Source organism: Desulfurobacterium indicum, from assembly GCF_001968985.1.
Classification (GTDB): domain Bacteria; phylum Aquificota; class Aquificia; order Desulfurobacteriales; family Desulfurobacteriaceae; genus Desulfurobacterium_A; species Desulfurobacterium_A indicum.
This window is the reverse complement of the sequence record NZ_MOEN01000001.1, coordinates 1-25,896: the sequence shown is the minus strand read 5'-3', so window position 1 is coordinate 25,896 and position 25,896 is coordinate 1. Positions and strand designations below refer to the sequence as shown.

Here is a 25,896-nt window from a genome sequence, read left to right as displayed (position 1 = left end):
TTTCCTCCTCTAAGCCGGAAGCTCTATAACAAAAGTATTGCCATCAACAAGATATATCTTTCCTCCATGGTCTTCTATTATTCTTTTAGCAATGGCAAGACCCAGTCCCCAACCACTCTTTTTTGTAGACATGTGAGGAGAAAAAATCTTATCTCTTAAATTTTCCGGAATACCGGGACCGTTATCCCTGAAAGAGATATAGACCCTTCCGTCTTTATAGAACGTTGATATGGAAACGGCAGTAGCACCAGCGTCAATACTATTTTCCATCAAATTAAGAAAAACTTCTCTAAAAAGTTTCTTATCCACCGGAATTTCAGGAATATCTCCGAAATCAAAATTAATTTTTATTTTTTCACCGTAAGCAAGAGCATAAGTTTCTATCAATCTATTTAAGTCTTCCATCTTTTTCTCAGGAAGAGGAAGCCTTGCAAAAGTTCTAAACTCATCAACAAGACGCCTTATTATCTCAACCTCTTCAACAATCAAAGAAACGGCTTTATCAACGGCGCGTTTTAACTCTTCCGGAACATCTTGCTTTGAAATTAATCTCCTAACACGTTCTGCGGAAAGAGAAATAGGTGTAAGAGGATTTTTAATTTCGTGAGCAAGTCTCTGAGCAACCTCTTTCCATGCAGACATCTTTTGAGCATTAACCATCTCTGTAAAATCTTCAATAATCACGACGCTACCTTCTCCGTCAGGAAACGGAATAACTTCAACAGATAAAAATCTCTCATTCCCATCAACGATTTCTGAAATTTCTCTCCTTCCTCCGCCGTATAAAAGAAGTTCCTGAACTGTTGCTTTTATTTCTGGATAAGGAGAAAACACTTCCATAAATTGCTTCCGTCCTTCAAGATTTTTAACAATAGAAAGAGCAGCCAGGTTGTAAGAAATAACCTCTCCGTCTTTAGAAACAGTAATAACTGCAGGGGAAATACTGTTTATAACTTTCTCAACATAGTTTTTTTCACTTTCAAGCTTTTCTTTTAAAGCTTTAAGCTGCTCTACCATATAGTTAAAAGCCACTATAACATTTTTAAGCTCATCGGTTCCCTCTTCCTCCACCTTAACATCAAGATTTCCCCTTGAAATCTTTTTAGTGGCTCTGTAAAGAGATTCCACAGGAATATTAATCCTCTTCTCAAAATATCTGGCAAACCATAAAGCTCCAAAAAGGACAAGAAACGCCATTATCAAAAACGTGGCAGTATAAATACCTTTTATGGGCCTTTCATAAGTTTTTAGCATATTATAATCTTTTTGAAGCTGTTCAAGCTGAGAAAAATTTTTAACAAAAGATGAAGGAATCTTCCTGGAAGCACAGTATATACGCCCTCTTCTTTTTACACATACGGTCAACTCCCTTTTTTTCACATCAAACCTTGAATAGATACTTTCAACTTCAAGAACTTTTTTAACAGTTAAAGGCTCTACCTCTATATTCCCTTTACACTCCACACTTTTACCAATACGGCAAATACCTTCAAACCCTTCTTCCACAGGATTTACCCTTTTGAACGACGGAAAAGTCTTCAGAAATCGAGCAATATCATCAGCAACAAGATTTAAACTTTCCCTTGCAAGTAAAAGAGAAGTTTCAACACTCCTTTTCATCTGAAGACGAAAAAGCCTATCAAGACCTTTATTAACAAAACTTGTTGATATTATCACCGCAAAGAGAGAAGGACCTAAAATGAGAAGAGAAAAGGCAGTAACAAGTTTAAATCTCAATCTTGTGGAGCGGTGAGGGATGAAAAACAGAAAGATATTTCTAATTAAAAAAACAAAAATAACCAAAAGAACAAGCAAATTGAGAGAGAAAAGAATGTGAAATGTCGGATTACTTAAATAGAATTTTCCGGAAATACCGGAAATAAACCTTGTGCCGTAAAACAGCAGGATAACAAAAAGCAAAGATAATCCAGCTATTTTTAAAGCTCTGTCTCTCGAACTCTTTGTTCTAAACACCTACTATCTCTCTCATCGAGCTAACAAAAGGTATCTCTGTTCCCTCTGAAAGAGGTTGTTTTAGTAACTTGATTGCCTCTGGTAAAAGCTCAATTAAATCTGTAGCCACCAGGGATTCCTGACCAAACTTTTCTTTCGCCATATCTCCAGCAAGGGAATGAAGAAAAACCCCCGCTGTGGCAGCTTTTTCTGCAGAAATACCCATTGCTACAAACGCTCCTATAATTCCCGTGAGAACATCTCCGGTCCCTGCCGTAGCCATACCCGGATTTCCTATAATGTTTATAAATGCTTTCCCTTCGGGAGTTGCAACAACGGTTCTACCTCCTTTTAAAACAACAACAACGCCATGCTCTTTTGCAAAATTAACAGCATGAGTAACAGGATCTGCGACTATTTCTGAGGTTGGAAGGCCGGTAAGCCTTGAAAACTCCCCACCGTGAGGTGTAAGAATTGCCGTTTTCTTTAAATTTTTCAAAATATCAACATTTTTTGAAAGCGAATTCAAACCATCTGCATCTATAACAAACGGCAGGTCAACATTTTCCAGAATCTCCTTAACAAACACTTCTGTATCCCTGTTCCATCCAAGACCCGGACCTATTGCAACTGCCGTAAATTTGCTGTTTTTAAGAGAAGTAACAACCTCATCAACAGAATTAGCGTTAAAATGTCCCCTCTCTGCTGACATTATAGGAATCGTCATAGGCTCTGTAAGTTTAACTTCAAAGACAAAATTAAGGTCTCTTGGAACGATAGCCGAAACAAGGCCAACCCCTGTTCTAAGTGCTGCCAGTGCACTCATTGAAGGAGCACCAGTTTTTCCACAAGAACCACCGACGACCGCCAAAAAACCAAAATTATACTTATGGCTGTTAATATCTCTCCCAGGAAAAACGTCAAAAACTTTATCTCTGGTTAAAACATACCTTCCGGGATTATGCCTCTCTGAAATTTTCGCCGGAATTGAAATGTCAACGACAAACACATCTCCTACATATTTACAGGCAGGAGCCATAATATGAACAAGCTTTGGAAAAGCAAAAGTAACAGTTACATTTGCCTTAATAAAAGTACCTTCCGGTAAAACTCCGGTATCTGCAAAAAGTCCTGAAGGTATATCAACAGAAATAACTGGCGTTCTGCTTTTGTTTATTATATCTATAACAGCAGCGTAAAATCCCTCAACAGGTTTTGATAAACCTGTTCCAAAAATTGCATCTACTATAAAATCGGCATTTTCGCATTCGGAAAATAGATCACCTAAATCTATCTCCCTTTTAACAGAAACAATTTGAACCTTCATTCCACGCAAAACATCGTAATTAATCCTTGCATCACCTTTTAAATTCCCCGGTTCAGAAAGCAGAAAAATTTTAACATCGTAACCGCTGTTTATAAGATTTCTGGCAACGGCAAGGCCATCACCTCCGTTATTACCTTTACCGCAAACAATTACAGCTTTCCTTCCGGGTATCTTCTTCTTTATAACAGAAGCGACACCACGGGCAGCATTTTCCATCAAAACAATACCCGGAATACCGACACCTTCTATCGTCTCTTTATCCATAATTCCCATCTCGGAAGCTTTAAGAACAAACATAGATACCTCCCCTTAAACAACTCCAAATTTCTTCCGCTTTGCCATAACAAAATCTTTCAACTTACTCAAAGTCAAGGTATTAATAACCTCCCTTTTCTCCACCCAGCCTCTACGTGCAGTTCCAACACCAAGCTTTATCATCCACATGTGATCCCTGTGATGGGAGTCGGTTCCTAAAGAAAATCTGACACCGAATCGTTTTGCAAGACGGCAATTAGAATCTTTCAAATCAAGCCTGTTATAGTAGCAGTTTATCTCCATTGCCGTTCCTGTTTCAGCAGCCGCTTTAAATATTTTCTCAAGATCCAGCGGATAGGCTTCCCTTGCACCTATAACCCTTCCCGTCGGATGGCCTATAACATTAACATAGGGATTTTCTATGGCTTTAAGTATCCTATTCGTATTGTCTTCATTAAATCTTGAGTGAACGGAAGCAACGACAAAATCAAGTGTTTTTAAAACCTCGTCATCGTAATCAAGCCTTCCATCAGGAAGTATATCTACCTCTGTCCCTTTAAGAAGAACAAGTTTTCCGTTTAATTTCTCATTCCATTTATCTATCTCGTAGTTTCTCCTCATAAGGTCCTCTTCAGAAAGTCCAGAAGCTATCTTCAAAGATTTTGAATGATCCGTTATAGCTATGTATTCGTATCCCCTTTTCAGAGCTTCATCAATCAAATCCTCTATTTTAGACGCACCATCAGACCAGTTGGAATGAATATGAAGATCCCCTTTTATTTCAGAAAGTTCAACAAGATCCGGAAGTTTATGTTCAAACGCTGCTTCTATCTCTCCAGTATCTTCTCTTATTTCCGGCGGAGGCGTATCCATACCAAGAGCCGCATATATCTCCTCTTCCGTTTTCCCTGCAATTCTTTGCTCCCCTTTAAAAAGGCCGTATTCGTTAAGTTTAAGTCCGTTCTTAACACATATAGTGCGGAGATGAATATTATGGGCACGAGAGCCGGTGAAATACTGAAGCGCTGCACCGTAACAATCAGGTTCCGTTACCCTCAGGTCAACCTGTTCTCCCTCTTCAACAATTATCGTAGCCTTCTTTGTGCCCTTCCATAAAAGCTCTTTCACGTTAGGAAGAGAAACAAAAGCTTCTATAATTTCAAGATTTTTACCGGTCGCGAGAATATCAATATCTCCAACAGTTTCTTTCATACGTCTTGTTGATCCGGCAACAGAAATATGCTCAACAAACGCCTGACTTTTAAGCTGTTCAATTATCCTATCAACGATAAAAACCGCAACACCAAGCAAAATCCTGCCATGGGATTTTTCAAGAAGCTCTATGCCTTTACGTATTTTCTCAACTTTCTTCTGTCTGAAACCAGGAAGCTGGTAAAGTTTTCCCTGTTCTATAGCCCTTTTTAGGTCTTCAAGGCTCCTAATACCAAGCTGCTCATAGAGGAGCTTAACAGTTTTCGGACCAACACCAGGAATATCAAGAAGAGTAAAAATCGTGTCCGGCACTTCTGTCTTAAGCTTCTCAAATTCTTCAATCTTTCCTGTTTTCAAAAACTCAAGAATCTTTGCCTGCAGGCGTTTTCCTATACCGGGAAGGGAAGAAAGTTTTCCTTCTTTTGCAAGAACTTCTATATCCTCTGACAGGTCATTTATTATTCTTGCTGCATTTCTATAAGCTCTAATATGGTAGGGATTATCTCCTTTAAATTCAAGTATATCAGCCCATTCATCAAATATTCTGGCAAGCTCTTTATTTTTCATTGTTTTCTTCCTTCTAGAAGGTTAATGTCTCATAAAGTTCAGGAATAATCGGTTTAATTCCTATATCTTTTAATATAGCCTCTCCGTAATCCTTCATCACATCTTTTTCACCATGAACAAGAACAATTCTGGTATCTTTTTTAGTCCCTCTTTTTATCCAATCAATAAGTTGCGGTTTATCGGCATGAGAAGAAAAACCGTTTATCGTATAAACCTTTGCATTTACTTTTATATACTCATTGAAAATTTTAACTTTTTTCTTCCCTTCAATAATTTCTCTTCCAGTAGTTCCTTCTGCCTGATAACCTATAAATACTATGGAACTGTTCCTATCCCATAGATGATGCCTTAAATGGTGAACAATCCTACCTGCAGTGCACATACCATTTCCAGCAATTATTATGGCGTGAGACTTTACCTGATTTATCCTCATAGACTCTTCAACCGTTCTTGTGAAAGTTAAACCGGGAAAGTTCAGCGGATCTCCTTTTTTGAACATTTCAAGAGTATCTTTATCAAAACATTCTTTATGTCTTTTGAACGTTCTGGTAATCGAAATGGCAAGAGGACTATCCAGAAAAACCTTACATTTTGGAATTTCCCTCTTTTCTATAAACTGCTTTAAAAAGTAAAGAATATCCTGTGCCCTTTCAAGGGCAAAAGTAGGTATAAGAACAACACCACCTCTTTTAAAGGTGTCCAGTATAGCTTCTTTTAATTCTCTAACAGATTCTACAACCGATTTATGAACTCTGTTTCCATAGGTTGATTCAACAATAAGAACATCCGCCTTTTCTGGATAGAAAGGATCACGAACAAAAGGTTTTCCTTTATTTCCGAGATCTCCTGAATAGACGACCCTTTTTCCTTCAATTTCCATCTCTATAAAAGAAGAACAGAGAATATGGCCCGCATCGCTGAATCTGAATTTTAAATCCTTTATACCAACCCATTCACCGTAAGGAATAGGCTCAAAAAGATCGAAAACATCAAATACATCATCAAGAATAAAGAGTGGAGCAACAGGAGGTAATCCTTCCCTTTCCCGTTTTCTATTTACAGTTTCTATCGATTCTTCCTGAACTTGAGCGGCATCCATCAGTATTAATCTTGCAATATCTATTGTTCCAGGTGTAGCATATATTTTTCCAGAAAAACCTTCCTTTACAAGCAGAGGAAGACGACCACAGTGATCAAGATGGCCGTGGGAAAGAATAACAAAATCAATATCAGAAGGCCTGAAAGGAAAGGTATAGTTAAGATCCTCAAGCTCCATAGCTCCCTGAAACTGACCGCAATCAAGAAGAAATTTCGAATTACCTGTTTCTATAAGATGGCAACTTCCCGTAACAACCTGTGCTGCTCCACAAAACATTATTTTCATAACCCTAATCCTTTTCTTATATCTCCTTCAGTCGCAGGCCCTAAAATAACTTTAACAATCTTACCGTCCTCAACCAGAATTTCAGAAGGAGTAGCAAGAACACCAAATTTTCTGGCAAGTTCCGGTTTCTCAGTAACATTAACTCTTACAACTTTTATCTTCGCATCCTTAACAAGCTTCTTTATAATCGGCTCCATTGCTTTACACGGCTGACAGGTAGGTGAGTAGAAATAGACAAGCCCTTTCCCTTTTTTTAGACGGGCAAATTCCCCATCAAGTAAAGGAAGCGGCTTTCCCTTCATTCTTTTAGACTTAAATCCCCAGTAAATCCTGAGAAGAATAATAAAAGAGAGATACAGAAAAGCTATGAAGAAAAACACCCTGGCAATATAATAGAAAATTCTTATAGCTGTATCCATAAACCCTCCGGGATTTTTTATCATTGATTGATTTTACCATTTAAAATAAAAACGCCCCCTTTGAAAGGGGGGCGTTTTTAAAAAGTAATCTTTTACAGACGAATAACTTTCAAGGTCTCAAACCTGGCACCAAACATATGAACTGAACAGGAAATACATGGGTCATAAGCCCTTATCATCATCTCGGCATACTTTTTGACAGTAGCCTCATCCTCGGAAGAAAGCCTTTCAGCAAGCGATTTTAAATCCTTCTCCATGTTCGCCTGTAGCTGAGCTGTCGGTGTAATTATATTTGCGTTGATGCATCTGCCGTTTTCATCAAAGGAATACTTATGATAGAGAGTTCCTCTCGGTGCTTCCTTAAGTCCAAAACCTGTTCCGGCTTTCGGCTTAATTTCTACTCTTGAAATCGAAGGATAATCAGCAAGTATAGCATCTATAAGCTCAATACCTTCCTGTGTAAGTTCCATAAGTTCTATTGTCCTTGCAACATTTTGATGTAGACTGTTGTTTGAAGGGAACTTAATTCTCATATTTTTCATAATTTCCTTCGTCTTAGGTCTCAAAGAATCAAGATGAAGATTAACTCTTGCAAGAGGACCTACTAAAAACGGCTTCCCTTCTATTGTTGACTGCTTTGCCATAGAATAGCCGTTAAAACTTTCAATAACAAACATCTCAAACTCGTTTTTGGTAAACACAGTCCCATCAGACAGATATATCTCATTACCGACGAATGCAAGCTTATCTTTTGATATTGCCATTTGAAACATAGGCGGATCATTCAGCTCAGGATAATCAAGAGAATCAAAAAGTTTAACCGTATCTTCAACATCTACCATTATCTCTTCAAGTTGCTCCTTTAAAGCAAGAAGTTCCTCTTTCGTAGGATAAGTGGCGAAACCTCCAGGAATAATGTTTTCTCCGTGGAAATGTTTCCCCGTGATTGTCTTCATTATGGTATTACCCAGGTTTTTCATCTTAAACGCACGCTTAACAACGTTAGGATACTCTTTAGCCATAGCAAGGGCAGAATCATATCCCATGTAGTCTGGAAGTGCCAGAAAATAAACGTGAAGTGAATGACTCTCAAAAAATTCACCGACTATAAGAAGCTTCCTCAAAAGTTCTATAGGTTCTGGAACCTTAACACCAAACGCATCTTCAATAGCCCTTACAGAAGCTATACGGTGAGAGACATAACAAATACCGCATATTCTCGAAACGACTTTTGGAATGTCTGTCCAGAGTCTTTCTCTTACAGTGTATTCGTAAAATCTCGGCCCTTCAGTTATCCTTACTTTAACATCTTTTACCTTATCCCCTTCAAAAATTATCTCTATGGCACCATGACCTTCAACCCTCGTTAAGTGATCCACCTTTATCTCTTTCTTCATCATTCGACCCCTGCATCTTTAAGTTTTTCTTTCAGGTAGTTGCCGCGGAAAACTTTCATGAAATTAATCATATCTTTACCTTTAAGTCCCCTCTCTGAGAGAACTTCCACCATCTCCTTATAGTTCGGAGCATCATGATCACCACGACATCCCTGACAACCAAGCCCCTTTGACGTACATGGAGCACCACAACCAGCTGTAGTAATAGGACCAAGACAGAAAAGTCCCTGAAGTGTTCTACATTCTGTCTCTGAAAGCTTACACTCGTAACAAACAGCCATTTTCGGAAAGAACGGTTTAACACCATTTAGAAGAAAAGCTGTTGCATAGACGAACTGTTTTCCATCAACAGGGCATCCAGGAAGAGAATAATCAACCTTTACAACCTCCTCAACAGGTCTTGCATGAGTAATCTTAAAAGGCATATCTGTAGTCCCATAAACCGTTTCCAGAAGCTCATCAACAGGAACATCATTATTGTTTGCCTGAACACCGCCAAAGCAAGCACAGGTTCCTATTGCAACGAGAACCTTGGCTTTTTCCCTTCCCTTTTTAACCATTTCTTCATCAAGAGATGTAGAAACAGAGCCTTCAACAAAAAGAACATCAAGCTCCTCATCAAGAGTGTTGGCACTGCTGCCTATTGGAAAATATTTAATCTCTGTTAAATCAAGAAGTTTTAAGAGCGCTTCTTCATAGTTAAGTATCTCACACTGACATCCTGCACAGCTTGTAAGATACATTATTCCAATTTTTGGCTTTGCCATACCGCACCTCTTAAATCATTTTTGGTAGATTTTTCGTATCCCAGAGTGGGAAAATAGGACCGTCAACACATGTAAACTTGTAACCAACCTGACAATGGCCGCACTTACCCACTCCACATTCCATCTTTCTCTCAAGAGAAACAAAAACTTTACTTTCCTGATAACCATTCTTTATAAGTTCAGCTCCGATAAATCTATAAGCCACAGGTGGTCCACAAACAGCCACATATGTATCGGAAGGATCAAGATCAACTTCAGGAATTAGAGATGTAATAAGTCCTTCTTTTTCCGTCCAGGCTTTATCATCTTCTGTTTCCACTCTATCAAGGATATAGAGACATCTAATATCATCTCTCTCTTTTAACCTTCTGAGCTCATCCTTATAAAGAACAGCTTCATAATTTCTTGTTCCGTAAAGGAGATAAACCTCTTTATACTTCTCCCTCTTATCCAGTACATACCATACAAGAGAACGAAGAGGCGCCATCCCAAGGCCGCCTGCAATAATCAGCACATTGTGGCCTTCCATCAAATCAACAGGAAAAGAGTTACCATAAGGACCTCTTAAACCAAGAATATCTCCACATTTCATACTGTGAAGAACTTCCGTTTTTCTTCCCACTTTCCTGACTGTTAATTCAATTGTTCCTTTTCTTGTTGGAGAAGAACATATTGAAATCGGAATTTCTCCAGCCTTAGGAACAGTCAACATAACAAACTGCCCAGGCTTGTGACTCCATTTTTCGTTAAGTTCATCCTCCAGAAAGACAAAGGAAAACTTCTTATGATCAGGTGCAAGTTCCTCTATATCTGTTATCCTCACCTTTTGAGGTTTAAAAGGATCATGCACTGTGGATATCGTTAGTAACTTTTCCAGGCTCTTCTTCATCTCCCGCTCCTCTCAATTTTTTAAGTGTATCAACAATTCTTATACCTGCCGGGCATTCATGCTGACATCTACCACAACCAACACATCCAAACCTTTCTATCTGATAAGGATAACCGACAAACTTGTGATAGTAGCGGTTTCTAAAGCGCTCTTTAATGTTTTCATGAAATCTGTGTCCACCCGCAACAAGAGAATAGTAAGGATATTGACAGGATGTTATAAACTCTATTCTCGTAACAACTTTCCCATCTATCGAAGGCATATCAACACTGGTATAACAAAAGCAAGTAGGACACGTATTGGTACAGGTTCCGCAGCTAAAACACCTCTCTGCCTCTTCCTCCCAGATCTCAGAATCATACTCAAGCTCAATAACCTGAGTAATCCTTTCAAGATCAGGAATATTTTTATCCTTAAACAAATGCTTTTTCTCTGCCGTAACTCTCTTATAAAGAGACAACTCCTTCTTGGAAATTTCTCTGAAAATAGACTCCAAAGAATGAATAATTTCATCACCTTTAACGCTTCCTATTGAAACGAAATAACTGTCTCCAATATCCGTGAAAAACAGATCCCAGCTTGTGCCGTCAGGAAAAGCAGTTCCCGTAGAAATGCAAAAACAATCGTCATCCGGAACACAGGAAATACCTATCAGTGTAGTCTCCTTTCTGGCTGCCAAATAACGAGGATCAGGATTATCCCCTTTGAGATAAACCGCATCCAGAATGGCTATACCGTGAAGATCGCAAGAGTGAACTCCGAAAATCACTTGAGGCTGAGGTTTGAAATTTTCCACAAACTCCATCCTTTCCGGGCTATACTCAAACCTCTCTCTTAAGTAACCGAGAATAAATTTTTTCGGCGGCAGAATCGTCCTGACATAGTCCGTTTCCACCTTTGAAACATCATCAATCTCAGAGAAGATATACTTTTCCTTCTTTTTAACAGGCGCAATCAACCTTCCGAATTGTCTAACACCTTCCAGAAATTGTGAAAGATTTTCTTTCGGAAGGATTTTCGCCTTTTCAAGCTGAAAGTTCATCATACCCTCCTGTTGGGGAATTGGAACAGATTTAGTATAAGAAAATTCTGATATTATGTCAAGAATTAATAAATAATATTACCAAATATATCGAGAATTACACAAGTTATTAAAGAATAAAATAAAAATGCGACAACCGGAAGGTCGCCGCATTATGAAAAAACTGTATTAACCATCAATAATACTTCCAATTACCTATAATCAGATCATACCTTCCAACATTATTCTGAAGTTGGCCTACAAACTGCTCAAGAAGGTAAAGTTCCGGATCATCTGTTGCAGCTGTTCCATTTGAAAGAAGAGCAATCCACTTGTCAACCTCTTCCTCAGAAATACCCGTAACAGCTCCACTTAATATCAGATCCCCTATATTCAACTTCCCACCTGTCAATATACCAAGCGTAACAAGATTACCGTTCTCCGCAAGCCAACGCCTTCCGTGTCCACCTCTTGAAGAAACCTCAAGATCGAGAGAACCGAGATTCATATCGCCATTTGACCATAACAAAAGATTAATGTTTTCAGATATACTTCCACCTCTCCCCCCTTTATGAGAAAGGGAAAGGACATTCCAATCACCAAGGTCTATCTCACCTTTTGCAGCTATCATTATATTCCCATTCGTTACATTTAAGGAACCCCAGCGACCACAGTTCTTTTCCATCACATTTATTAGAGCATTACCCATATAACCACCATGCCCTCCTCCTCTCCTTAAAGTAGAATCTGATGGACTTCCAATAATATCCCCACCCGCATAGATAAGAACATTGTAATCGTAACCCTTACCTTTTATGTTTATCGGAGCGTTTAACTCAACATCACCATTAAGTGCTATCAATCCAGCTGTCCTGTTACCACTCCTCTTCCAACAGCCACAACCAAGATGTATCTGTTCATCCACCTTTATATCACCATAGAGGGAAACATAGGTAACCTCTGTTTCACCTCCCCTAAATCTATGACCACGGCTACCTGTAATATCTATGTCATCTTTAGCGTAAACCACCACAGGTTCACCTGTATAACTTATCCCGTTAGACTCTATACCACCGTTGGTATTGCACAGAACAACCGTCCCATCTCCAGTTATATCTGTAAGAGTCACAGAAGTTCCATTTGAGAAATAAACCACATCTCCCTGCACTCTAGTCACATCCATATAATCACAGGTTCCCGGATTAAACACTGTATCTGTAACCGAAGGAATAAACGGAATAGCAGCACCACCTGTAAAAGGTTTAAGAATAACATTTTCCCCAAGCGTAGGCGACTTAGAGATAAAAGTTACATTGTAAGCAGTTCCATTAAATTCCAACCTATTACCGGGAGAAGTTTTAAACTGGCCTCCCGTTCTAAAAGCTGTAACATCTGGGAAAGGTTCTTCAATAGAAAGATAATCCATTGTGAAATTTTCTTTGGCAGCAAACGAAGAAAATGTTCCAGATGTCCAGAAGTTTACAACAACAGCCCTATTGGCACTGTTTGAAGAACCTTTCGAAACTATTCTTCCTGAACCTGAAGTTTGATCATAAACAACCGCAACATCATAACCAGATTTACCTAAACTTCCAGAAAAGGCAGAGAAATTTCCTTCCCATTTAATACGAGATATAGCCCTTTGAACACCTGCTTCAGCAGCAAGTAATGCCTGCTGTGCATCTTTTGTCGTTCTTGTACTCTTAGTTTCTTTAGTAATGACGTAAGCTGCGATTCCACCTGCAACAGAAAGAACCGTAATTACGCCAAGAAGTGTAATTAAAACCACTCCTTTTCTTTTTCTTTCCATCTCCTCCTCCTGCAAAACAATACAAACAATACAAATAATCATTATATAAATTATATTGTAAATTAGAGAAAAGGCAAGCTACACTTGATATTCATTATTTTGTTGAAAATAAATTTTGTTTTTTAAAGAAATTTTTTTCTAATTTCTCTCAGAAAATTATGAGCAAGCCGTGTAGGTTCAGGTAATCTATAGCTCGTAACAGTAGAAAAAACCAGGTTTCCTGCAGTCTCGATATCTGTTAAATTACCAGGAGAAACAAAAACAGGTTTAACATTGTCTTTTGTCCGTAAAACCACTCCAAGTTTTTCATTGGTATATTTATCAAAAATGTAAGAATAATTTCCTTTTTGTTTACCTGGCATATTAAATCTTCCGTATAAAGGCTTTTTAGCGCACCCTACTGTAGGTACATTCAGAACAACACCAAGATGAGCAGCAATTCCGAGACCTCTTGGATGAACGATACCATGGCCATCAACTATGATAACATCTGGTTTCTTCTTTATCATGCGGAAAGCTCTAATAAGTAAAGGTATCTCCCTAAAGGCTAAAAATCCAGGAACATAAGGAATCGTAATCTTTCCCGTAGCATAAACTCTTTCAACAACCTCAAGCTCCGGATACTTCAAAATAACAAAAGCAGCTATACCTTCTGTCGGCGTCTTAAAAGGATTTAAAAACGTTAGGTCACAACCCGCCACCAGATTAATCGAACCTTTAAAAGGTTGTAATTTTATCTTCTTTTTTAAAATTTCCTGAGCATACGCTGCTTTTCTATAATCAAACATCCTAAGTATGACTCCTTGAAAACAGCATCAACCCTAATGAAAAGAAAATAAACTCTGGTGCAAAACTTGCGTAAATAGGCGGCAAAACCCCGCTCTTACCCAAACTGTTAAAGAAAGAAATTGTAATCCACATTAAAACAGTAATAACAATAGCAACTACAGCAGTATAACTTTTCTGGTTCCGAGGATTAAAAGCTCCCAAAGGTATGCCTATAAAAGCAACCACAACAGAAACAAGCGGTAATGCTATTTTATTGTAAAGTTCAACCTGGTAGGCCGTCACATTATAACCGAGAGCTTTGAGGTGCTTTATCATTCTGATAAGAGAAAAAATTTCCATTTTTTCAGGTTCAGCAGAGTAAACTTTCAAATCACGAAGAGAAACGCGCAAATTTACCTTTAAATCCTCCTGATGACGGAAGACTTTATTCGAAAAGTCTCTTATGTATACATCTTTGAGCATCCACACATTATTTCCCAAATACTTAACATTTATGGCGTCCGTTCTTTTTATAGGTTTAAACCTTTTATCCACCTCTATCATCGAAAAATGTTTCCCCTCACCGGTTGCAAAGTTAAGTTTTTCAATAGAAACAAACTTATTACCCGCCTTACTCCATATTTGAGACCCTATTACAAGAGGTTTCTTTTTTCCCGAATTTATTAAAACATGTTTTTCTATCTTCGCCGCAGCAGGCACAACTGTTTCCTCAACAGAAAAAGCAAAAATTGCAATAAAAAACGCAAAAACGATAAAAGGAATGGAAAATCTGTAAAGACTTATCCCCAAAGCTTTTATTACAAGAAGTTCATTTGTAGAAGAAAAATCCGCCACTGTAACCATAACAGAAACCAGAACAGCAACAGGAAGCATTCTTACAACATAGAGAGGCAATCTTGAAAGCACTAAAAGCAGCACATCGCTTAAATGTCCGCCGCCAATCTGATCAACTTTACCTACAAAATCTATGACAAGAAAAAGAATAACAAGAACAGAAAAAATCAGAAAAAAGTATTTTGAAACCCTTTTAAAAGTATAGATATCCAATTTTTTAAACATCGACACCTACTCTAAATAAGCTTCAGACATAACCCTTCTATAAAAAACAAAAAATAAAACAACAAATACAAAATCAACAACAAGAGGAAGAGCAAAAAATCCCGATTTCATGGCAAGCTTTTTGGCAACGGTATATAAGACATAGTAAACAACAATCATAAACAAACCTAAAAGAACTGCAGTTCCTATTGAACCTTTAGGCATAGAAGCAGCTATAGTAAATGCTAAAAGTCCCATTATTAACGGTGTTAAAGATATGGCCAATCTCTTGAAAAACTCAACTTTATCTTCAAGATTCCACCTTCTAATCAGCTGAATCAAATTTAGATATTTCGAGGAAGAAAATGTCTCTCCTTTAACGAATTTATAGACAACAAGCGTATATGTATTGAAATTTAGAAGTTTCAAATTTTCCGGTTTATTCCAGTCTAAAAACTGACCGACACCATCCTTAATATCAAGATAAACAGTGCCGTTATCCATCCTTATCCTGCCATAATTGGCAAATATTGTTATCTTCTCATTTTTTTTATCCACGGAAACCATAAAATCACCTAAAATTCCCCTTTCCGGGAAAACCTTTTCTGCATAAAAGGTTACCCCAGGAAAATTAGAGGTGAAACTGCCGGGAGTAATACTAAGAGAAAGTTTTTTTCTAACAAGCTCCTGAATCTGCCTCTTAATAGAGACATTACTGGCGGGCATAACAAACATTACAGAGAAAAAATTCAAAAAAGTCAAAACAAGAGAAATCAAAAAAATCGGTTTTAAAAGCTCCTCCACACTTATCCCACAAGATTTTATGGCTACTATTTCATTCCTTCCATTCATGAGAAAAAAAGTTATCAGAACTGCAAATGTTAAAGACATGGGGATTAAGAGCCCCAGAAAAGAAGGGATCATTTTAAACAAAATTACAAAAAGGTAAGAGACCGGTACACCATACCCAAGAATGGTCTCGGCGATAAAAGAAGCGCGATTCATCACTATAATCAAGATAAAAACAACCAGTAAAAGCAAAAAAAGCCTTACAACTTCAGTAAAAACATACCTGTGTAGAACTTTCATTTTCTCTTTCTTATCCTGTACCAATCAACAACAAGAGAACTTGCTATAAAGATAGACGAATAGGTTCCAGTTATAATTCCGACAAGCAGTGCAAAAGAGAAGTTATTTATGGTGCTACCGCCAAAAAGAAAGAGACAAAGGACAACAAAGAATGTAGTAAGCGACGTAATTATCGTCCTTGAAAGTGTCTGGTTGATACTTTCATTCACAAGCTCCTCAAAAGGCTTTGAATTTTTATATATCTGCATATTCTCTCTAATTCTGTCGAAAACAACGATAGTATCGTTAATAGAATAACCTATAACCGTAAGAATCGCAGCAACAACAGGTAGATTAAACTCTCTACCTGTAACCATAAGAAAACCTACCGTTATGAGCGCATCATGAATAAGCGCAAGAACGGAAGTAACAGCAAACACAGGTTCAAACCGCCAGGCCACATATATCAATATAGCAATAAAAGAATATAGAACTGCTAACAGCCCCTTTTCTTTTAGCTCTTTTCCAACAGCAGGACCTATCATTTCAACTCTTAAAATCTGAACTTTATCTTTAAGTTTACTCATAAGAGTAGTTTTTATCTCTTCAACAATACGATTAACATTACTTGCAGCAGGTACTTTCAGTATATATTCGTTAGCATTTTGAATCTGCTGAACGGTAATCCCATTACCGATATCTGTCTCTTTAAAAATCTCCCGCAACTTTTCAGCGTTAACATTTCCCTCTACTTTTATCTGAACCAGAACACCACCAGTGAAATCAATTCCGAAACGAGGACCTTTGTAAAGGCCGTAAGCCCAGGTCCCTATAATCAAAAGTAGAGAAATAGCATAAGCTATGTATCTTTTTCCTATAAAATCAAACTGTCTTTCCATGCTCTTTTACTCCTTAAATGCTGAAAAGTTGAGGTTTATATCTCACTACTATGTCAAGAATAACCTTAGTTACAAAAACGGCAGTAAACATACTACAAAGAATACCCAAAGAAAGTGTAACGGCAAAACCTTTAATTGGCCCTGTTCCAAACTGGAAAAGAACTGCAGCCGATGCAAGCGTTGTCACATTTGCATCAAGTATCGTTCCCCACGCCGAAGAAAATCCAACTTCAATAGCGGATATAAGAGAACGGCCCTTTTTGAGTTCCTCTCTTATCCTTTCAAAGATGATTACGTTAGCATCAACGGACATACCGATAGTAAGGATATATCCTGCAATACCTGGAAGCGTTAGCGTTGCTCCAAGAAGCGCAAGAAGTGCCCAGAGAAGAATAACGTTCATCATCAAAGCAACATCAGCTACAAAGCCAGCAAACTTGTAATAAACTATCATAAACAGCATAACAATAATCAAACCTGCAATTGCAGACTTTATACCTTTTGAGATAGATTCATGGCCAAGAGAAGGACCTATCGTTGTTTCTTCTATAATCTTCACAGGAGCAGGCAAGGCACCGGCTCTGAGAACAATAGCCAGATCTTTCGCTTCTTGATATGTAAACTGACCTGTTATCTGTCCTTTACCGCCTATTTGAGAACGGATTACAGGAGCTGATTGAACCTTATTATCAAGAACAATTGCAAGTCTTGTTCCTATATGAGAAGCTGTATACTGTTCAAATATTTTCGCTCCCTGACTTTTAAGCTCAAAACTAACAGCCGGCATGTTGTATTCATCAACACTCGGATACGCATCTTTTAGATAGGCACCTGTAAGAATAGGTTCTCTTTTTACAAGGTAATACATTTTGCCGACAACTTTTCCTTTCTTTTTAATTTCCTGTACAAGGATTTCTTCATCGTCAGGAATTTTTCCGCCTAACTTCTTAAGAAGCTCTTCTTTAGAAGGTGCAACATCTATCACCTGTTTAAATTCCAGTTTGGCAACCCTACCGAGAATCTTTTTCGCCCTTTCTGGATTTTTTATCCCTGGAAGTTCAACTATTATTCTATCCTTACCGCTTCTTACTATAACAGGTTCGGCAACGCCAAGTTCATCAATCCTGTTTCTTATAGTTTCCAGAGCCTGACTACAAAGTCTATCAACTTCTTTCTGTTTATACATCTCTTTCATGGAAAGTTTAAGCGTGGTCTCTCCTACCTTTTGAATGTTAAAAATATCACCGTAATCCTTCTTTAAAAGCTTCTCAGCCTGAGACATTTTATCAGCATCAAGTAACTCAATAGTAATGGACGTGCCTTCTCTTTTAATATCAAGTATCGGAATATTTTCACTCTGAAATAGCATTTTAATTTCTCTCATATAAGAAGAAGTCTCATCCTCAAGTGCTTTCTCAGTATCCACCTGAAGAACAAGATGTGTTCCCCCTTGAAGATCAAGACCTAAATTAACTTTCTTCGTTAGGCTTACATATACAGCTCCTATCAAAACTGCAAGAATAAGGAAGATTCTCCATTTTAAATTCTTCATCTTTCTCTCCTGCCTCTTGGCTGAAATCAAGGACTTATTATACACGCTTTCTACCAAATCTGTTAGAAAAAAAATAAAAAAGCCCGCTTTAAAGCGGGCTTTTCAAGATAACCTTCTTACTCAGTCATTTCTTTAATTATCTGGAATATTCTCGTGACAATTCAAACAGAGCTCACCGTTTTCAGTTTTCATCCTCATAAGCTGACGAGGACCATTATTAAATTCAACATGTTCCAGATTCCTGAATGAAATTGTTTTAAGTGTGGCTTCAAAATCTGCTTTAGCAACCTGCTCCCCTATGCCCGAAAGAAGCTTACCCTCATGCTTATCAAATGAAGTTGGGTGAGGATTATGACATGTAATACAATGAATCTTTCCATTAACAGATGGAAGATTAGTTACAGCACATCTCTGTCCAACATGCTCAAGAGCACCTGGATGTGGATTTTTTGTATGACAACCGATACAAACCCTTCTCGGATCAGCTGTATTATTCTTTCCGTGACAGTAAGCACAAGTCTGCCTTAACTTCTTACCCGAATAGAGCCACATACCCTCGTGAGGATTAAACTTGGCATAACACTCTTTTGTGTGACAGTTCATACAAAAAGCAAGCGTTTGCTTTTTTGAGAAATTCCCCCTTAAAAACATGTTATCCTGCTCACCGTTCATATCATGGCAGGTAACACAACTAACTTCACCGTTAACAAGAGGAAACGTCGAAGGAACATGAACACAACCTGAAGGTTTGCCCTTACATAAAGTTGAGGTTACACAGGGCTTATGACATTTTAAACAATAAGAACTATCCGTACCCGTATAACCTTTCCCTCCACACTCAGCTGCAAAAGAGACATTTCCCCCCACCATCAAACCGATGACGATGGCTACAAATACTCTCCCTATCCTCATTCTTCTACTCCCTGCAGGTTTTGGTTTCAGATATTCAAAAAGTTCTAATAAACTTGTTTGCTAAACATGCAAATTATAACACAGCTTGCAAGAAAAGTTATTCCATTTTATCACAATTGCCGTTAAATCTTCAGGCTGCACTTTAACCCAAGGTTATTGATAAGTTCCATATCGTCTTTTAAACTTCTTCCCCTGGTGGTAAGGTAATTACCTACCATAAGCCCGTCTACAACTGCAACTGCGAAAGGTTGCAGTTGTTCTAAATTATACTCACGACCGCCACAGATACGGATGAATGTATCCGGAAAAAACACCCTTGCAGCAAAAATTATCCTTAAAACTTTCAATGGTGTCAAGAAATTATTATACTCAAATTTAGTACCCTTTATTGGATAAAGAAAATTTAATGGTATGGAATCAACAGCCAACTCTTTTAAAGACGTTAAAAAAGAAACGATATCTTCTACTGATTCTCCAAGCCCAAAAATTCCGCCGCTGCAAACAGAAAATCCCAATTCCTTGGCTCTTGCAATCGTTCTGTATCTGTCCTCCCACCTTTGAACAGACGAAACATAAGGATAAAACTCTTTTGAAGTTTCCAGATTGTGATGATATCTGTCTATTCCACTTTTCTTAAGATAAGAAAGAGAATCTCCATCAAGCTGTCCCAGAGAGGCACAAAGTTTAGCTTTCGGATAATCAGCCTTTATCCTTTCCGCTACTTTTCCAATTCTCTTGATTTCAGACACAGTAGGCCTTATTCCGCTACACACGAAACTGAATCTATCTACACCTTTAGAAAACATTGAAATGGCTGAATTATAGAGCTCTTCTTCAGATAGAAGAGGATATACTTTTATGTTCGCTTTGCTCTTTTCCGACTGAGCGCAAAACTTACAGTCAGAAGGGCACCTTCCACTTTTGGCATTTAAGATGGCACATGTCTCTATAAAACGGCCTGAGAAGGAAAGTTTGAATTTTAAGACATTAGAAAAAAGAAAAAGAATCTCTTCAGGTTTTGTTGTCAAAATATCGTTAATTTCTAACTTCATTTTTTCAATTTTTGAACGACTAACTTCGTTATTTCTTTAAATGTTTCTATTACACCTACCCCTCTAATGGCAATTGCTTCAAAATCAGGATAATTCCACTTATTGAGATCTTTTCTTAAAACTTCAACAGGTAAAATATTAGGCAAATCCCTTTTATTATACTGGAAAACCAGTGGAGTATCTTCAAACTTAATACCGAGCTCTTTCATGTTATTCAACATATCATCAAGAGTATCAAGATTGGCATCATGTCTCTCTTCTTGAGAATCAGCAACAAAAACAATACCGTCAACACCCTTTAAAATTAGTTTTCTACTTATCTTGTAGATAATCTGCCCGGGAGTGGTATAAAGATGAAATCTGACCTTAAAACCCTTAACTGTTGCTACCTCTATCGGAACAAAATCAAAAAACAACGTTCGCTCTGTTTCCGTAGCAAGTGTAATAAGTTCTCCCTTGTTCTCCGGTCTGATATGATCATATATCCACTTTATGTTGGCAGTCTTACCGCTCAATCCAGGACCATAATAAACAATCTTACAGTTAATCTCTTTTGTCGCAAAGTTTATTAGTGGCATTTAATGACTCCGCCTTCCTTTATTCAAACAGATTATCTATATCTATCTCATCAAAATTAATCTCTTTTCCAATCTGCTGTTCCTGCTCGGATTTCCTTTCTATCTTACGTATTATTTCCTCAAGAATGGGACGATACTTTTTAAGTTTCACACGAATTATGCCAAGATTTGACGCAAATTTCTCGAAAATTATCACAAGAATCAACTTCCTGTCAAGAAGAGACATATAGATACCTTCGTCCTCAGTTTCAGTAAAGGCATGATTTAAAGTTTTATCGCCAAGTAATTTTGAAAGAGCTTCAGAAGCCGCAACGTTACCTGCGGTAAGTGATGCAAAAGTTATATCATTAGAAGTATAAGCCGGAGCATCACTCCGGCTTATTAATTGACCCGCTTTATCTATTAAAAATACCACCTTTGCTCTGCTTTCACTGCAAAGGGCTGTAAGAACCTCTCGTAACTTTTTATCCTCTTCGGGTCTAATGCTTAACACTTTCTCTCTCCTTATAACTGCTCAAGTTTAAGAAGTCTCTCCCACCGCTTATCAACGTCTTCTTGAAGCTCTTTTATGAGGTATTCATTTCCAGGCTTAAACATATGCTTAAATCTTCCCTGCTTCTTGAGAAACTCCTCTATCGGTTTTCTCTCTTTCGGCTTGTAGTTTATCTTCCACTTCCCGTCTTCAACTTCAAACAACGGCCAGTAGTTGGTTTCAACAGCAAGCCTGGAAATTAGAATTCCCTCTTCTTCTTTTGCCCTCCAGCCTCTCGGACAGGTGCAGAAAACGTTCAAGTAAGATGGTCCTTTAGTATTTAAAGCTTTAATGAATTTTCTCATAAAATCATTGAAATGTGAAGGTGCAGCCTGAGCAACATATGGAATGCCATGAGCAGCTGCTATCTCTGGCATCCACTTTTTGGGCTGTGGTTTACCAGGAATAACTTTACCGGCAGGTTGAGTTGTCGTTGCAGCATGCCTTGGTGTAGCGCTTGAACGCTGAATACCGGTATTCATATAAGCCTCGTTATCGTAACACACATAGATAAAATCGTGACCCCTTTCCAGTGCCCCTGAAAGAGACTGAAAACCAATATCATAGGTTCCACCATCACCACCTAAAGCCACAAACTTTACTTTTTTATCGGAAGGGAGCATTCCTTTTCTTTTAAGAGCTTTGTAGGCAGCTTCAACGCCTGAAATGGTGGCAGCCGCATTTTCAAAGGCGTTGTGAATCCATGGCACTTTCCAGGAAGTGTGAGGGTAAATTGAAGTACAAACCTCAACACAGCCGGTTGCATTTGCTATCACGAGAGTATAGCCGGCTGCCTCTGCCGCCATGAACATTTGCCTGAGAATTATTCCAGCAACACAACCAGTACAGAGCCTGTGACCTGGAGCTATACCTTCTCTTGAATCTGTCAAATCTCTAATAGGGGGAACCTTTATCTCTCCCTTAGTAACAAACTTTGGTTTATCTGATACCTGTGCCATTATTTCCTCCATTAATTATTATACTTGCAAATTGAGATAGGTTACAGGCGGAACTTCCTCTCCTGCTGCCTTTTTCTTGACAACATCGAACGCTTCTTCTATATGGTTAATATTGCAATCTCTTCCGCCCAGTCCGTAGATAAGACCTGCAATAGGATAGAACTTGTTTCTTGTATAAAGAGCCGTGCAAACCTCTTCGAAAAGAGGACCGCTGTATCCGCCAAATGTTTCAGCTCTATCCATCACTCCGATAGCTTTAGCATTTGAAGCAACAATCGCATCTGCAAGATCATAGTAAGGAAAAGGCCTAAACGTTCTAATCTTTATTATTCCTACCTTTTCACCTCTCTCTCTCATCCTGTCAACAACATATTTTGCGGTTCCTGCTGCTGAACCCATAACAATAAGAATGTATTCGGCATCCTCAGTTTTATACGCTTCGATATGTTCGTATTTCTTACCTCTCAGCGCTGCAAACTCTTCACCGACTTCTCTAATTACCTTGTAGGCATTCATCATAGCTTCTCTCTGTTGACGCTTAAACTCCATGTAAGAATCGGACATGGCGATGGCACCGTGAGTTGTCGGATGCTCAACATCAAGAAGAGGATGAAACATTCTCTGTTTCCCAACAAATTCTCTCACTTCCTCATCTTTGAGAAGAGATACACCCTCTATCGAGTGAGAGATAATAAAACCGTCCATACCAACCATCACCGGAAGCCTGACCCTTTCATCTTCGGCAATCTTAACAGCCTGAATAAGGTTATCATACTCCTCCTCGGCATTCTCGGAAACAAGAATAATCCATCCCTGGTCTCTTGCACCCATCATATCCGAGTGGTCACCGTGAATGTTAATAGGAGATGAAAGAGCTCTGTTAACAAGAGCTATAACTGCAGGAAGTCTCATCCCTGAAGCAACACCTAAAATTTCCCACATTAGAGCAAGACCGGGACCTGCTGTCGCCGTCATTGCTCTTGCACCGGCCGCTGCAGCACCAACAACCGCAGAAAGGGCACTGTGTTCACTTTCAACCGTAATAAACTCAGTATCAACAAGACCATTTGCCACAAAATCGGCGAAAAAGTGCATCATCTCTGTTTGTGGCGTAATAGGATAAGCAGCAACAACGTCAGGGTTTATCTGCCTTAAAGCTTCAGCTGCTGCCATGTTCCCTGAATAGGGAACCACTTTTCTCTCTTCTATCATAGTAACCGCCATAATTAGTCCTCCTCACGAAACAGATATTCCGGTTTCATTACAAGCGCTTTCTTTGACTCATCGTCTCCCTTGCTTTTTGGACATTCATGAGCACATATACCACACCCTTTACAGTGATCATAGTCTATACCTACAACTTTTTTATCCTTAACGATAATTGAACTGTCCGGACAAAACACCCAACATATCATGCAGTCTATACAATTTTCCCTGTTAAAAACCGGTCTCCAGGCACGCCACTCTCCGGTTTTATATTCAGCACTGTTTCCCGGCTCTGTAATAAGAGCACCTATCTCTAAATCTCTCCAGCCTTTCATTCTCCTTTTACCTCCCTGTAAGCTCTCTCAAGGGCTCTGAGGTTCGCCTCAAGAAGCTCCTTTGAAACTTTTTTGCCGAAAGTGGCTTTAATATCTTCCTTCACGCTGTCAAGAGAAACGAGATTCTCTATTACTTTCACAAGAGCACCAAGCATAGGAACGTTCATAAACGGTTTTCCAAACTCTTCCATCGCAATAGCACTAGCGTTTACAGTGTAAATTTTTCTATCCTTTATATCTAGCATGTTCCTTATCTCTTCAGGCGTCTTATCCGTGTTTATAACGAGCACTGCATTTTCGGATGTCCCTTCAAGTATCGGAACCGTTTTCAGAAGCGTAGGATCAACAACAACCACAATATCGGGATGGAGAACAAGACAGTGAAGAGTAATCGGTTTTTCGGAAACCCTGTTAAAACTCCTTAGAGGTGCACCTGCCCTCTCAGCACCGTAGTCCGGAGCACTCTGGGCATATTTACCTTCCCTGATTGCAGAACTTGCAAGAATCTTTGAAGCGGTAACCGCTCCCTGACCACCTCTGGCGTGCCATCTGATTTCTATCATCAGTCTCCTCCAGTTATAAGTTTCATATCTTCAAATGAACGTTTTAACGTAAGCTCATCAGCCATATCTATGGTGCCACCGTAAGGTATTCCATAAGCTATACGGTATATTTTAATACTTTTTCCAGTAAGCCTATCTATTATAAACTTTGCCGTTGCTTCACCCTCAACAGTAGGATTAAGAGCAATGATTACCTCTTTCACATTATGCTTCTTAATCCTTCTGAAAAGCTCCCTTATTCTTATATCATCGGGGCCAACGTTCTCAAGAGGCGATATAACACCTCCCAAGACGTGATAGACACCTTCAAATCTTCCGAGCTTTTCAATGGAAACAGCATCTCTTGGCTGCTCAACAACGCAGATAACAGATTTATTCCTGCTATCATCTGAACAGATGGGACATAGCTCCGTTATTGATGGAAGTCCGCATTCGCGGCACGATTTTAACCTATCAAGTCCTTTAAGGGCATTAACAATCTTGAGTTTATCATTCTCCGGAAGCTTTGAAAGTGAAAGAACAGCCCTTTCAGCAGCTCTTTCACTTATTCCGGGAATGGAAGACAAAAATTCAACAACAATCCCAAGAGTCTCAGGATATATCAAAACAGACCTCCGAGATCTATTCCAAGACCACCTGTAATCTTCTTCATCTCTTTTTCCATCGTTTCATTAGCCTTATCAATTGCCTGGTTCGCAGCAACAACTATCATATCCTCAAGCATTCCAACATCACAATCTTTTATAACTTCAGGAGAAATCTTAACGCTAACAAGCCTTCCAGTGCCTTTAACGATAACTTCGACAACTCCACCGGCACTCCCTTTAAATTCCATCTCTTCAATCTCTTTCTTCATCTTCTCTGCCTGCTTCTGCAGCTGTTTCGCCATCTTCATAAGATTGCCCATATTTCCCATGCCACCTTTAAACATTAAAAAAACCTCCTGATATCAATAAAATAAATGTAATCTAATTGTAAAAAATTTGTAAAAATTTCACAAGGAAAATTAACTGAAAGTGCCGAATTTGGTTGTGTCAATAATTTTGTGTAAACCATTAGGAGTACCTCCTGGAGAACATATCCTGAAGTTCTTCCTTAGCCTCAAGGAATCCATTTACTACTCTGTTAGTCCATCTATCATTAAGCACTGCAACTCTTAAATAAACAAATTTTTCAACAGCTCTAACTGATGGTAAAGCACCTATGACCTTAACCCTCTTCCTTATTTCCTTTATCGTCCTTTCTATCAGGTTTGTTGTATATATCACTCTTCTGACAGACTCAGGATACTTGAGGAACGTAAGGAGTTTATAAAGCTCTTGCTCCCATGACTTTACAACCTTAGGATACTTTAATTCCCACTTCTCCTTGAACTTCTCAAAACCCCTCAGAGCCTCTTCTTCCGTAGAGGC

The 25,896-nt window shown here is 38.6% G+C and carries 26 protein-coding genes; all 26 read right to left on the bottom strand.

All coding sequences use genetic code 11. The annotated features are described in order from the left end of the window. Positions 1-9: 9 nt before the first annotated feature. The gene (locus BLW93_RS00130; protein ID WP_076712080.1) at positions 10-1,974 is read right to left on the bottom strand and encodes a sensor histidine kinase; all 1,965 of its coding nucleotides are present in this window, start codon (positions 1,972-1,974) and stop codon (positions 10-12) included. Then, positions 1,967-3,577, bottom strand: a complete 1,611-nt coding sequence (locus BLW93_RS00125) for a bifunctional ADP-dependent NAD(P)H-hydrate dehydratase/NAD(P)H-hydrate epimerase (protein WP_076712079.1) — start codon at positions 3,575-3,577, stop codon at positions 1,967-1,969. The genes BLW93_RS00130 and BLW93_RS00125 overlap by 8 nt, the downstream gene beginning before the upstream one ends. A 12-nt stretch (positions 3,578-3,589) precedes the next feature. Further along, a complete protein-coding gene (gene polX / locus BLW93_RS00120; RefSeq protein ID WP_076712078.1) occupies positions 3,590-5,314 on the bottom strand; it encodes a DNA polymerase/3'-5' exonuclease PolX in 1,725 nt (574 codons plus the stop codon). A gap of 13 nt (positions 5,315-5,327) precedes the next feature. Beyond that, complete coding sequence (locus tag BLW93_RS00115) at positions 5,328-6,698, bottom strand: MBL fold metallo-hydrolase RNA specificity domain-containing protein (RefSeq protein ID WP_076712077.1); 1,371 nt, start codon at positions 6,696-6,698, stop codon at positions 5,328-5,330. Further along, positions 6,695-7,117: a thioredoxin family protein gene (locus tag BLW93_RS00110; protein ID WP_076712076.1), complete on the bottom strand. Its 423-nt coding sequence runs from the start codon at positions 7,115-7,117 to the stop codon at positions 6,695-6,697. The genes BLW93_RS00115 and BLW93_RS00110 overlap by 4 nt, the downstream gene beginning before the upstream one ends. A gap of 92 nt (positions 7,118-7,209) precedes the next feature. Continuing rightward, positions 7,210-8,517: a Ni/Fe hydrogenase subunit alpha gene (locus BLW93_RS00105; RefSeq protein ID WP_078058025.1), complete on the bottom strand. Its 1,308-nt coding sequence runs from the start codon at positions 8,515-8,517 to the stop codon at positions 7,210-7,212. Next, positions 8,514-9,281, bottom strand: coding sequence for an NADH-quinone oxidoreductase subunit B family protein (locus BLW93_RS00100; RefSeq protein ID WP_076712075.1), 768 nt, complete (start codon positions 9,279-9,281; stop codon positions 8,514-8,516). Before BLW93_RS00100 ends, BLW93_RS00105 begins: the two co-directional genes overlap by 4 nt. Before the next feature lie 10 nt (positions 9,282-9,291). Then, positions 9,292-10,170 carry an FAD/NAD(P)-binding protein gene (locus tag BLW93_RS00095; RefSeq protein WP_078058024.1) on the bottom strand — a complete coding sequence of 293 codons (879 nt, stop codon included), beginning with the start codon at positions 10,168-10,170 and terminating at the stop codon, positions 9,292-9,294. Beyond that, entirely contained in the window at positions 10,124-11,212 is a 1,089-nt protein-coding gene (locus BLW93_RS00090) for a 4Fe-4S dicluster domain-containing protein (RefSeq protein WP_076712074.1), read from the bottom strand. The genes BLW93_RS00095 and BLW93_RS00090 overlap by 47 nt, the downstream gene beginning before the upstream one ends. 175 nt (positions 11,213-11,387) lie before the next feature. Then, a complete protein-coding gene (locus BLW93_RS00085) occupies positions 11,388-13,001 on the bottom strand; it encodes a hypothetical protein (protein WP_076712073.1) in 1,614 nt (537 codons plus the stop codon). A 122-nt stretch (positions 13,002-13,123) separates the two neighbouring features. Beyond that, positions 13,124-13,789, bottom strand: coding sequence for an endonuclease V (locus BLW93_RS00080; protein ID WP_076712072.1), 666 nt, complete (start codon positions 13,787-13,789; stop codon positions 13,124-13,126). Between the two features lies 1 nt (position 13,790). After that, the gene (locus BLW93_RS00075; protein ID WP_076712071.1) at positions 13,791-14,849 is read right to left on the bottom strand and encodes an LptF/LptG family permease; all 1,059 of its coding nucleotides are present in this window, start codon (positions 14,847-14,849) and stop codon (positions 13,791-13,793) included. A 6-nt stretch (positions 14,850-14,855) separates the two neighbouring features. Further along, a complete protein-coding gene (locus tag BLW93_RS00070; RefSeq protein WP_076712070.1) occupies positions 14,856-15,917 on the bottom strand; it encodes an LptF/LptG family permease in 1,062 nt (353 codons plus the stop codon). Further along, entirely contained in the window at positions 15,914-16,795 is an 882-nt protein-coding gene (gene secF, locus BLW93_RS00065) for a protein translocase subunit SecF (RefSeq protein WP_076712069.1), read from the bottom strand. Before secF ends, BLW93_RS00070 begins: the two co-directional genes overlap by 4 nt. 13 nt (positions 16,796-16,808) lie before the next feature. Beyond that, positions 16,809-18,347 (bottom strand): protein translocase subunit SecD, encoded by a 1,539-nt coding sequence (secD, locus tag BLW93_RS00060; RefSeq protein ID WP_076712068.1) that lies wholly within the window; start codon positions 18,345-18,347, stop codon positions 16,809-16,811. A gap of 132 nt (positions 18,348-18,479) precedes the next feature. Further along, a complete protein-coding gene (locus BLW93_RS00055) occupies positions 18,480-19,259 on the bottom strand; it encodes a cytochrome c3 family protein (RefSeq protein WP_076712067.1) in 780 nt (259 codons plus the stop codon). A 122-nt stretch (positions 19,260-19,381) separates the two neighbouring features. Continuing rightward, the gene (gene bioB / locus BLW93_RS00050; RefSeq protein WP_076712066.1) at positions 19,382-20,311 is read right to left on the bottom strand and encodes a biotin synthase BioB; all 930 of its coding nucleotides are present in this window, start codon (positions 20,309-20,311) and stop codon (positions 19,382-19,384) included. Further along, entirely contained in the window at positions 20,308-20,889 is a 582-nt protein-coding gene (locus tag BLW93_RS00045; protein WP_076712065.1) for a GTP-binding protein, read from the bottom strand. The genes bioB and BLW93_RS00045 overlap by 4 nt, the downstream gene beginning before the upstream one ends. A gap of 19 nt (positions 20,890-20,908) precedes the next feature. Next, on the bottom strand, positions 20,909-21,382 hold the full coding sequence (locus BLW93_RS00040) for a roadblock/LC7 domain-containing protein (protein WP_076712064.1): 474 nt from the start codon (positions 21,380-21,382) through the stop codon (positions 20,909-20,911). Positions 21,383-21,393: 11 nt separating this feature from the next. Further along, positions 21,394-22,380 carry a thiamine pyrophosphate-dependent enzyme gene (locus BLW93_RS00035; RefSeq protein WP_076712063.1) on the bottom strand — a complete coding sequence of 329 codons (987 nt, stop codon included), beginning with the start codon at positions 22,378-22,380 and terminating at the stop codon, positions 21,394-21,396. An 18-nt stretch (positions 22,381-22,398) separates the two neighbouring features. After that, positions 22,399-23,604: a pyruvate ferredoxin oxidoreductase gene (gene porA / locus BLW93_RS00030; protein WP_144443965.1), complete on the bottom strand. Its 1,206-nt coding sequence runs from the start codon at positions 23,602-23,604 to the stop codon at positions 22,399-22,401. Between the two features lie 2 nt (positions 23,605-23,606). Further along, complete coding sequence (locus BLW93_RS00025) at positions 23,607-23,921, bottom strand: 4Fe-4S dicluster-binding protein (RefSeq protein WP_076712062.1); 315 nt, start codon at positions 23,919-23,921, stop codon at positions 23,607-23,609. After that, complete coding sequence (locus BLW93_RS00020) at positions 23,918-24,484, bottom strand: 2-oxoacid:acceptor oxidoreductase subunit gamma family protein (RefSeq protein ID WP_076712061.1); 567 nt, start codon at positions 24,482-24,484, stop codon at positions 23,918-23,920. The genes BLW93_RS00025 and BLW93_RS00020 overlap by 4 nt, the downstream gene beginning before the upstream one ends. Next, positions 24,484-25,089 carry a recombination mediator RecR gene (gene recR, locus BLW93_RS00015; protein ID WP_076712060.1) on the bottom strand — a complete coding sequence of 202 codons (606 nt, stop codon included), beginning with the start codon at positions 25,087-25,089 and terminating at the stop codon, positions 24,484-24,486. The genes BLW93_RS00020 and recR overlap by 1 nt, the downstream gene beginning before the upstream one ends. Next, positions 25,086-25,415, bottom strand: coding sequence for a YbaB/EbfC family nucleoid-associated protein (locus BLW93_RS00010; protein WP_076712059.1), 330 nt, complete (start codon positions 25,413-25,415; stop codon positions 25,086-25,088). The genes recR and BLW93_RS00010 overlap by 4 nt, the downstream gene beginning before the upstream one ends. 124 nt (positions 25,416-25,539) lie before the next feature. After that, a partial coding sequence (locus BLW93_RS00005; protein WP_173790635.1) for a transposase occupies positions 25,540-25,896 on the bottom strand: 357 nt, incomplete at its 5' end.

Coding starts and splice junctions, on each gene's coding strand:
- BLW93_RS00105 (WP_078058025.1), bottom strand. CDS start 8,517: ATGATGAAGAAAGAGATAAAGGTGGATCACTTAACGAGGGTTGAAGGT.
- secF (WP_076712069.1), bottom strand. CDS start 16,795: ATGGAAAGACAGTTTGATTTTATAGGAAAAAGATACATAGCTTATGCT.
- BLW93_RS00080 (WP_076712072.1), bottom strand. CDS start 13,789: ATGTTTGATTATAGAAAAGCAGCGTATGCTCAGGAAATTTTAAAAAAG.
- BLW93_RS00020 (WP_076712061.1), bottom strand. CDS start 24,484: ATGATAGAAATCAGATGGCACGCCAGAGGTGGTCAGGGAGCGGTTACC.
- polX (WP_076712078.1), bottom strand. CDS start 5,314: ATGAAAAATAAAGAGCTTGCCAGAATATTTGATGAATGGGCTGATATA.
- BLW93_RS00110 (WP_076712076.1), bottom strand. CDS start 7,117: ATGGATACAGCTATAAGAATTTTCTATTATATTGCCAGGGTGTTTTTC.
- BLW93_RS00055 (WP_076712067.1), bottom strand. CDS start 19,259: ATGAGGATAGGGAGAGTATTTGTAGCCATCGTCATCGGTTTGATGGTG.
- BLW93_RS00085 (WP_076712073.1), bottom strand. CDS start 13,001: ATGGAAAGAAAAAGAAAAGGAGTGGTTTTAATTACACTTCTTGGCGTA.
- BLW93_RS00090 (WP_076712074.1), bottom strand. CDS start 11,212: ATGAACTTTCAGCTTGAAAAGGCGAAAATCCTTCCGAAAGAAAATCTT.
- BLW93_RS00095 (WP_078058024.1), bottom strand. CDS start 10,170: ATGAAGAAGAGCCTGGAAAAGTTACTAACGATATCCACAGTGCATGAT.
- BLW93_RS00100 (WP_076712075.1), bottom strand. CDS start 9,281: ATGGCAAAGCCAAAAATTGGAATAATGTATCTTACAAGCTGTGCAGGA.
- BLW93_RS00045 (WP_076712065.1), bottom strand. CDS start 20,889: ATGCCACTAATAAACTTTGCGACAAAAGAGATTAACTGTAAGATTGTT.
- porA (WP_144443965.1), bottom strand. CDS start 23,604: ATGGCGGTTACTATGATAGAAGAGAGAAAAGTGGTTCCCTATTCAGGG.
- BLW93_RS00115 (WP_076712077.1), bottom strand. CDS start 6,698: ATGAAAATAATGTTTTGTGGAGCAGCACAGGTTGTTACGGGAAGTTGC.
- BLW93_RS00035 (WP_076712063.1), bottom strand. CDS start 22,380: ATGGCACAGGTATCAGATAAACCAAAGTTTGTTACTAAGGGAGAGATA.
- BLW93_RS00075 (WP_076712071.1), bottom strand. CDS start 14,849: ATGTTTAAAAAATTGGATATCTATACTTTTAAAAGGGTTTCAAAATAC.
- BLW93_RS00125 (WP_076712079.1), bottom strand. CDS start 3,577: ATGTTTGTTCTTAAAGCTTCCGAGATGGGAATTATGGATAAAGAGACG.
- secD (WP_076712068.1), bottom strand. CDS start 18,347: ATGAAGAATTTAAAATGGAGAATCTTCCTTATTCTTGCAGTTTTGATA.
- BLW93_RS00070 (WP_076712070.1), bottom strand. CDS start 15,917: ATGAAAGTTCTACACAGGTATGTTTTTACTGAAGTTGTAAGGCTTTTT.
- BLW93_RS00025 (WP_076712062.1), bottom strand. CDS start 23,921: ATGAAAGGCTGGAGAGATTTAGAGATAGGTGCTCTTATTACAGAGCCG.
- BLW93_RS00010 (WP_076712059.1), bottom strand. CDS start 25,415: ATGTTTAAAGGTGGCATGGGAAATATGGGCAATCTTATGAAGATGGCG.
- bioB (WP_076712066.1), bottom strand. CDS start 20,311: ATGAAGTTAGAAATTAACGATATTTTGACAACAAAACCTGAAGAGATT.